Annotated in this window: 10 protein-coding genes; 3 read left to right on the forward strand and 7 right to left on the reverse strand. The window is 67.9% G+C overall.

Features of this window, described 5'->3' with window-relative positions; translation table 11 throughout:
* Positions 1–15: 15 nt before the first annotated feature.
* Positions 16–510 carry a MarR family winged helix-turn-helix transcriptional regulator gene (locus ACGF7Y_RS30170; protein WP_393239678.1) on the forward strand — a complete coding sequence of 165 codons (495 nt, stop codon included), beginning with the start codon at positions 16–18 and terminating at the stop codon, positions 508–510.
* A 16-nt stretch (positions 511–526) separates the two neighbouring features.
* Here the strand turns inward: ACGF7Y_RS30170 and ACGF7Y_RS30175 are convergent, their stop codons facing one another.
* From ACGF7Y_RS30175 to ACGF7Y_RS30190, 4 genes are all read right to left on the reverse strand, one after another.
* Complete coding sequence (locus tag ACGF7Y_RS30175; protein WP_393239680.1) at positions 527–1336, reverse strand: RNA polymerase sigma factor SigF; 810 nt, start codon at positions 1334–1336, stop codon at positions 527–529.
* On the reverse strand, positions 1329–1766 hold the full coding sequence (locus ACGF7Y_RS30180) for an anti-sigma factor (protein ID WP_062969679.1): 438 nt from the start codon (positions 1764–1766) through the stop codon (positions 1329–1331). Before ACGF7Y_RS30180 ends, ACGF7Y_RS30175 begins: the two co-directional genes overlap by 8 nt.
* 229 nt (positions 1767–1995) lie before the next feature.
* Positions 1996–2487, reverse strand: coding sequence for a DUF4254 domain-containing protein (locus ACGF7Y_RS30185; RefSeq protein WP_393239683.1), 492 nt, complete (start codon positions 2485–2487; stop codon positions 1996–1998).
* Positions 2488–2596: 109 nt separating this feature from the next.
* The gene (locus ACGF7Y_RS30190) at positions 2597–3022 is read right to left on the reverse strand and encodes a VOC family protein (RefSeq protein WP_393239716.1); all 426 of its coding nucleotides are present in this window, start codon (positions 3020–3022) and stop codon (positions 2597–2599) included.
* 108 nt (positions 3023–3130) lie between these two features.
* Between ACGF7Y_RS30190 and ACGF7Y_RS30195 the strand changes: the two genes are divergently transcribed.
* Together ACGF7Y_RS30195 and ACGF7Y_RS30200 are read left to right on the forward strand one after the other, a co-directional pair.
* Complete coding sequence (locus tag ACGF7Y_RS30195; protein WP_393239685.1) at positions 3131–4135, forward strand: GlxA family transcriptional regulator; 1005 nt, start codon at positions 3131–3133, stop codon at positions 4133–4135.
* A gap of 130 nt (positions 4136–4265) precedes the next feature.
* Positions 4266–6146, forward strand: a complete 1881-nt coding sequence (locus ACGF7Y_RS30200; protein ID WP_393239719.1) for a potassium transporter Kup — start codon at positions 4266–4268, stop codon at positions 6144–6146.
* Positions 6147–6189: 43 nt separating this feature from the next.
* On the opposite strand, the gene ACGF7Y_RS30205 is transcribed toward ACGF7Y_RS30200, so the two are convergent.
* The 3 genes from ACGF7Y_RS30205 to ACGF7Y_RS30215 all read right to left on the reverse strand — a co-directional run.
* Positions 6190–7395: a fatty acid desaturase family protein gene (locus tag ACGF7Y_RS30205; protein WP_393239688.1), complete on the reverse strand. Its 1206-nt coding sequence runs from the start codon at positions 7393–7395 to the stop codon at positions 6190–6192.
* A 69-nt stretch (positions 7396–7464) separates the two neighbouring features.
* Positions 7465–7638 (reverse strand): hypothetical protein, encoded by a 174-nt coding sequence (locus ACGF7Y_RS30210; RefSeq protein ID WP_393239690.1) that lies wholly within the window; start codon positions 7636–7638, stop codon positions 7465–7467.
* Between the two features lie 89 nt (positions 7639–7727).
* A partial coding sequence (locus tag ACGF7Y_RS30215; RefSeq protein ID WP_393239693.1) for a TetR/AcrR family transcriptional regulator C-terminal domain-containing protein occupies positions 7728–8075 on the reverse strand: 348 nt, incomplete at its 5' end.

The raw sequence follows: 8075 nt of genomic DNA on the forward strand, positions 1-8075 counted from the left end.
GAAAAGGATGCGCCGTTGACCCCTGAGCCGAACGCGGACCGGCCGGACCGTGATGGATTGGAAGCCGGCATCGCTGCCGACATCCGCGCTCTCACCGCGATCTCCGAGCAGATCGGCCAGGTCTTCGCGCGAACACACCAACTGCGCGCCAACGACTTTCGCGCGCTCATGCACGTGGCGACCGCCGAGATCGAGGGCGCGCCGCTCACCGCGGGCGGGCTCGGCAAATTGATGGGGATCTCCTCATCAGCGGTGACCTACCTGGTCGAGCGCATGATCGACTCCGGTCACCTGCGCCGCGCCGCCGACCCGACCGACCGCAGACGGGTCATCCTGCACTACGACGAGAACGGCATGGACGTGGCCCGCGGCTTCTTCACCCCGCTCGGGCGGCAGACCCGCGCCGCGATGGCCGAACTGCCCGACGCGGACCTGGCCGGCGCGCACCGCGTCCTGGTCGCCGTAGTCCGGGCGATGCGCGAGTACCACGACGAGCTGACCGGCGAGTGAACGCCGCGCGCGTGCGTCAGTCCCGCAGAGCCTGCTCGCGCAGCGATTTCAACGTCTTCGACAGAATCCGCGAGACCTGCATCTGCGAACAGCCGATCCGCTGGGCGATCTGCTCCTGGGACATCGAGTCGAAGAAGCGCATGACCAGCACCTGCTTCTCGCGCTCCGGCAACGCGGCCAGCAGCGGCTTCACCGCCAGATAGTTCTCCACGGTGCCGAAGTCCGGGTCCTCGGCGCCGAGCGAGTCCAGCAGCGAGGGGCCGCCGGATTCCGAATCGTCGGTGTCGGAGGCGGCATCGATCGAGGAGGTCTGGTAGGCGTTGCGGGCGATGAGCGCCTGGGTCACCTCGTTCAGATCGGCGCCCAGTTCCTCGGCGATCTCCCGCGCCCGTGGCATCCGGCCCAGCCGCTGCGACAGGATCTCCACCGTGGGACCGATGGTGGACTGGATCTCCTTGAGCCGGCGCGGCACTCGCACCGACCAGGCGTAGTCGCGGAAATGCCTGCGCACTTCGCCCATGATCGTCGGCACCGCGAACGACAGGAAGGTCGCGCCGTGGCCCGGATCGAAGCGGTCGACGGCGGCGAGCATGCCCACCCGTGCGATCTGCAGCAGGTCCTCGAAGCTCTCGCCGCGCCCGCTGAACTTGCGCGCGATGTGTTCGGCCAGCGGCAGGCAGCGCTCGATCAGCTCGGCGCGCACGGCCTCCCGGCGCGGATCGTCCGGGGCAAGCGCGGCCAGTTCGGCGAAGAGCGGCTCGATATTGTCGTAGCTGTCTCCGCGCGATTTGCGCTTGGCACCGGCCTGATTCGACTCGCTACGCATTATTCGAGCCGCCGCGGACCCAACGGAAGTCGACGACAGTCGGGTAGCCGCCCGCGGCGGAGTCGTGTGCGCCTCGGGTGGCCGAGACCGAATCCGTCAGCGTCGCGACGATGTGCCAGCCGAACCCGGACTCGTCCGGGCTGGTGTCCGACACCGTGACGGTGGACACACGCACCTCCACCGCGTCGTCCTCGAAGCCGAACCCGCACTCGAGCTCCGCCCCGTCCACCGCGTCCAGCACCAGCGCGCTGGCCACCTCGTCGAGGGCCAGCCGGATATCGGTCACCTCGTCGATGCCGAAATCGGCCATGAGCATGACGGTCTCGGCCAAGGCACGCAGCATCGCCAGCTGTTCGGAGACCGCGGGCACCCGCACGCTGATCGTGCCGGTCCGCGTAGTAGCGGGAGGAGTCCCCTCACCCTTGCTCATGCACCGCTCCCAGAAAGTCGCGCCGTCCGTCGGAGCGCTCAGCCTACGCCCTCTCGTCCACTCGCTTCGATCGGCCACGGCACAACGCGTGCGTCTTCGCCCGCGGCGACAGGTCACAACGGCCCGCGCCGGCTCCCCACCACGGTCGACAATGCGGATGACCTGCACTTTCCCCCAGGGTGGCAGACTCCGCCTCCTCGGGTCCGGTGCTCGATTACTCCCGCCCGGATCATTCGGTTCCCGGGGCCGGCAACGGCCCTACCCGTTTCGGCGGAAGCCGACGACGTCCGTCACCGACCGCACGCACCAGATCGGTGTAGGCGATCTCCAATTCCGCCAGCCGGGTCCATGCCGCGTGCATGCGCTCGCCACCCGGATCGTCGTTCATCAGCAGATGGAACGCCTCTTCCGCCACGGCGGCCATCCGGTCGATCATCACGCCCAGGCTGACGTCGTGCAGCCGCACACCCGGCGCGGCGGACGGCAGCTGCAACGTCGCCCACGTGTCGATCCGGTCGACCAACTCGGCACGGCGCCGCTCCAGCTCGGCCAGGTCTCGCGCTTGCTCACGGCGCTGCCGGTGTAGTTCGGTCAGCTCGCGCGCCCACCGGCTCACCGGGCCCTGCACGTGCTGACCGCCCAGCGCGCACAGCAGAGCGCTCGGGCTCGGCAATGCCGAGTTCTCGGACAGCTTTCGTGGTCGCGCACGCTGGACCAGCATCGGCTACCTCCTCGGCACGACCACACCGGTGCCGCGGCCGGTCGTCGAAGCCTTCTTCAGGACAGCGTTCATTCCGGATCGGGCATGCCCGCGCTGGGCGCAGGCAAACTCACAGTGGCGCAGTGAGTTCGAGATGTATGCCGTCGGGATCGGAGAACGAGAGGATCGCGATGCCGAAATCGGCCATTTCCTTGATCTCGCCGTGTTCGATGCCCGCCTCGGACAGGCGCGCGGCCGCGGCCACCAGATCGTCCCGCGCGGGGACGGCGAAGCTGAGGTGGTCCAATCCCACACGCTCGGAATCGAATCGATCCGTCGCGGCGGCCACCGGGCGCAGGCCGAGCAACATCCCGTTGGCCTGGAACACCACCCCGCCGAACAGGCGCATCGGGTCGGCGCGCACCGCCGGATCGTCCGGGCTGCCAGGCGATTCGGCGGCGATCGGGAAGCCGAGCACATCTCGGTAGAAAGCGCGGGAGCGCTCGATATCGGTCACTGTCAACCGGATGTGGTGCGTCCCGGTGGTTTCGATCATGGTCACGCGAACTCCCAAGCGTCGAGGTACTGCGGGCTCGAACGACTCCGCGGGCGGCGAGCCGTCTCGCGATGACAGTAGGACAGAACTTGCGCGGAACGGAGTGTCGTGAACGACATCTTCGGTACCGTTTCCGACATGGACGTCGTCGTCTTCGTGGTGGACGGCGTAGCCGATTTCGGATACGCCGCCTTACTGGAAACCTTCAACACCGCCAACGCCGTGCGCACCGAACTCACCGACCCGCCGCAGCCGTGGCGGATCCGCAGCGCGTCGTTCGGCGCCACGGTGCGGTCGGGCAACGGCAACACCGTGCCGACGATCCCGCTCGACGAACTCGGCGACGAATTCGAGCTGATGATCGTGCCCGCGGTGAACGTGCTGGAGGCCGCGGCGCTGATCGAGCTCATCTCCGCACCGGCCAGCCGTCCCGTGCTCGACCGGCTCGTCGCCGCACGGGATCGGGGAGCTCATCTGGCCGCCGCCTGCACCGGAACGTTCTTCCTGGCCGAGGCGGGCGTGCTGGACGGTTCCGCCGCGACCACGAGCTGGTGGCTCGGCCCCAGCTTCCGGCGCCGTTATCCGCGCGTCGAACTGGACGAGGGCCGGACGCTGTGCCGCGGCCATGGCGTCACCACCGCGGGCGCGGCGCTGTCGCACATGGACCTGGCGCTGTCGCTGATCGCCTCCAGGAGCCCGGCGCTGGCCGAGCGCGCGATGCGCTATCTCGCGGTCGGCGCGGGACGACCGCAACGCGAGTTCATCGTTCCCGAGGTCATCGCCAGGGGCGATTCCGTCACCGCCGCCTTCGAACGCTGGGTTCGCGAACATCTCGGCGAGCATTTCCGGATCGCCCACGCCGCCCGCGCCATCGGTGTCACCGAACGCAGCCTGCAACGGGCCACGCACGCCGAACTCGGCATGTCCCCCACGGAGTTCGTGCACGACATCCGCCTCGAACGGGCCGTGCACCTGCTGCGCACCACAGCGCTCACGGTGGACGCGGTGGCCGCCAAGGTGGGCTATCTCAACGCCGGAACCCTGCGCGGATTGTTCCGCCGCCGTCGGGGCATGTCGATCTCCGAGATCCGCATGACGCGCGTGTCGTATTGAGCCGAGCGCCGGAAGCGGCCGAGGAACCCGCGCGAGGAGGATCCCCGTGACCGATCAGCAGTACACGACCACATCCGACGAGCCACGATCCCCCGCGTCCGCCGGGCCGAACACGCACGACACCGCGCGGCTGAGCGTGGTGATCGCCGCACTGGGCGTGGTATTCGGCGACATCGGGACCAGCCCGATCTACACCATCCAGACCGTGTTCAACCCGCGCGACCCGCATCCGGTGCCCGTCACCACGGACAACGTGTACGGCGTGGTCTCGCTGATCTTCTGGTCGGTGACCATCATCGTCACCGTCACCTACATCCTGCTGGCCCTGCGCGCCGACAACGACGGCGAGGGCGGCATCATGGCGCTGATCACGCTGCTGCGCCGGTGGGGCTCGCAACACGGGCGGCGCCGGACCGCGGTGCTGGCGGCGCTGGGCATCTTCGGCGCTTCGCTGTTCTTCGGCGACAGCATGATCACTCCGGCGATCTCGGTGCTGTCCGCCGTCGAGGGAATCGAGGTCGTCGAGCCGTCGCTGCGGGAGTTCGTCGTGCCGATCACCGCGGTGATCATCGTGACTCTGTTCCTGGTGCAGCGCCGGGGCACCTCCGCGGTGGGCCGGGTGTTCGGACCGGTGATGATCGTGTGGTTTCTGACCATCGGCGCGTGCGGGGTGGCGGGCATCGCCGCTCACCCGCAGATCCTGCGGGCCCTGTCACCGACCTACGCGCTGGGTTTCCTGTTCGGTCATTTCGGCACCGCCTTCTTCGCCTTGGCCGCGATCGTCCTCGCGGTGACCGGAGCCGAGGCGCTGTTCGCCGACATGGGTCACTTCGGTCGCCGCTCGATCACCCGGGCCTGGCTGATCCTGGTGTTCCCGGCGTGCATTCTCAGCTATTTCGGCCAGGGCGCGTTGATCCTCGGCGATTCCCGCCACGTCAGCAGCCCGTTCTTCCTGCTCATGCCCGCATGGGGCCGGCTGCCGCTGGTGCTGCTGGCCACCGCGGCGACGGTGATCGCCTCGCAGGCGGTGATCACCGGCGCGTACTCGGTGGCCTCCCAAGCCGCCCGGCTCGGCTACCTGCCCCGGCTGCGGATCGCGCACACCTCCGAGGCCACCGTCGGCCAGATCTACGTCCCGTGGATCAACTGGCTGCTGATGGTCTCGGTGCTCACCCTCGTGTTCGCCTTCCGCAGTTCGGCGGCGCTGGCCTACGCGTTCGGTATGGCGGTGACCGGCACGATCACCATCACGACTCTGCTGTTCTTCTACATCGCCCGCATCAGATGGAACATCCCGCTGTGGCTGCTCGCCGTGGGCGCCGTCCCGTTGGTGTCGGTGGACCTGCTGTTCGTCGCGGCGAATCTGACCAAGCTGGTGCACGGTGCGTGGCTGCCGCTGCTGATCGCGCTGACCGCGTTCACCGTCATGACCACCTGGCAGCGCGGACGCGAGATCGTCAGCGCCGAACGCGAACGGCGGGAAGGGTCGCTGCGCGAATTCATCGATCACCTGCACGCGGGCGACGACCCGTCGATACGCCAGGTCCCCGGCACGGCCGTCTTCCTCAACCGCGGCAAGCGAACCGCGCCGCTGGCCATGCGGGCCAACGCCGAACACAATCACGTACGCCACGCGCACGTCGTGATCATGTCGATCGAGACCGAGCCCGTACCCCGCGTTCCGGCCGATCAGCGGATCAGCGTCGACTCCCTGGGCTACACCGAGGACGGGATCATCCACGTCCGCGCCCGCTTCGGCTACATGGAGGCCCAGGACGTGCCCGGCGCGCTGGCGCTGCTCGACCCCGCCGTCACCGAGGGGCCCTTGCAGCTGGACCGGGCGTCCTACTTCCTGTCGAAGATCGAGCTGCGCGCCGGTGCCGAACCGACGATGGCCGCGTGGCGCAAGCGGCTGTTCATCGCCACCTCCTACATCACCGCCGACGCCGCCGAGCAGTTCGGCCTACCGCGCGAACGCACCGTCATCATGGGCGCGCACATCGAGATCTGAACGCTCCGACCACGGCGTCCTCAGACGGCGGACCTCGGGCGCTTCACGAGCGCAGTCGGCCCGTGAGCAGGAGCGCGGTGCGCAGGCCGCGCCGGGGAGTCGCGCCGGCTCCGGCCGCCGCGCGGGCGTCGAACTTGCGTTCCGAGGCGGTCTCGGGGGCGTCGTCGGAGGTCGCGGTCAGCAAGCTGTCCGGGAGGGCCAGCTTGTGGATGGTGCGCAGGGTGAGCAGGTACTGCCGGATCAGCGGCCCGGTGGTGTAGGGCAGATCGTATTTGTCGCATATCGCGCGCACCCGCACGGCGATCTCGGCGTACCGGTTGCTGGGCAGGTCCGGAAACAGGTGGTGCTCGATCTGGTGGCACAGATTCCCGCTCATGAACGCCAGGACTGGTCCGGCCTCGAAGTTCGCGCTGCCGAGCATCTGCCGCAGATACCACTCGGCCTTCGTCTCGTGCTCCACCACGGCCGCGGTGAATTTCTCCGCGCCGTCCGGGAAATGACCACAGAAGATCACCACATATGCCCAGAGATTGCGCAGAAGGTTGGCGGCGGTGTTCGCAGTGAGCGTGCGTCGCCAGCGCCGCCCGCTCAGCGCCGGAAACAGCACGTAGTCCTTGCCCGCCTGCCGCGCGATCTTCCGGATCAGTGCTCTGCCCTGGTCGGCCTCCTCCGCCGGCCCGGGCGCGCGGGCACGCTCGGAGGCCAGGTCGTGCAAAGCGATGCCCCATTCGAACGTCACCGCCAGGAACAGGTTCTGCAACGGTTGCAACAGCAGTCGCGGCTGCCATCGTTGATCGCGGGTCACCCGCATCACGCCGAAGCCGATATCGTCGTCCATGCCGAGCACATTGGTGTACACGTGATGGCGATAGTTGTGCGCGTAGCGCCATTGAGACGACACACCGGCCATATCCCATTCCCAGGTCGTGGAATGAATTTCCGGGTCGTTCATCCAATCCCATTGGCCGTGGCATACATTGTGGCCGATCTCCATGTTCTCGATGCTCTTCGCCACCGCCAGCGCCGTCGTCCCCAGCAGCCAGCCGCCTTTCGTTCGAGTACCGGCGATCACCAGCCGGGACGCGGCGTCCAGGATTCGCTGGAACGCGATCGTCCGGCGGATATAGGCGGCGTCCCGGGCTCCGCGTCGTTCGAGGATGTCCCGGCGAATCGCATCGAACTCCCGCCCCATCGCTTCGATATCCGTCTCGCTCAGATGCGCGTAAGCCGCGACCTGCGTGATTGCCATTCGTCAGTACCTCGTCTCTGGAGCACTTCGCCGCGACGAGCAGACATCTCCGGACGGTCGAGTTCGGAGTCAGTGGGTGAACGCCTGCTTCAGCTTGCGCCCGGCCAGTGCGATGGTGCCGCCGGGACGTCTGCCTCCGGCGTCCGTCCTGCGACGGCTGTCTTCGTCGGTCTTGGCCAGCAGCGTCCGTAGATGCGAGCGGCCCGACCGAACCTGGTGCGCGATTCTGTTCTTGATGGTCATCGAAGGTTCCCGTCTTCCGGTTGCGCGGCGACGGACTCGTTCGATCGGCCGACAGCGGATGCGCGAACCGGTTGTCACCAGTCTACGGTTTATACCGACTCGGGTCTACAACGTAGATGTACGTCGTTGACAACACACTTCCGCCCGGGCTGGAGCAGTGTGACGCTCAACCCGGCGAGCAGGATGTCGATGCCGCGTTCGAGTTCGGCTTCGCCGTCGTAGGCGGCCAGGACGGGCGCGAGTTCGCGCAGCAGGGGGAACTCCGCCAGCGGGAGGCGGTACAGCCCGAGTCGCAGTACGTCGTCGGTCTCCTCGGGACGCTCCACGATCTCCTGCAGCTCGTTGAGAACGTGCCCGTACAGGAAGCCGAACACCGCACGGTAGACATGCAGCGCGTCGGCGCCGGAGAACCCGGCACGGGTGAGCAACTGAAGGAT

The organism is Nocardia sp. NPDC047654 (genome assembly GCF_043205035.1).
In the GTDB taxonomy this organism is placed as follows: domain Bacteria; phylum Actinomycetota; class Actinomycetes; order Mycobacteriales; family Mycobacteriaceae; genus Nocardia.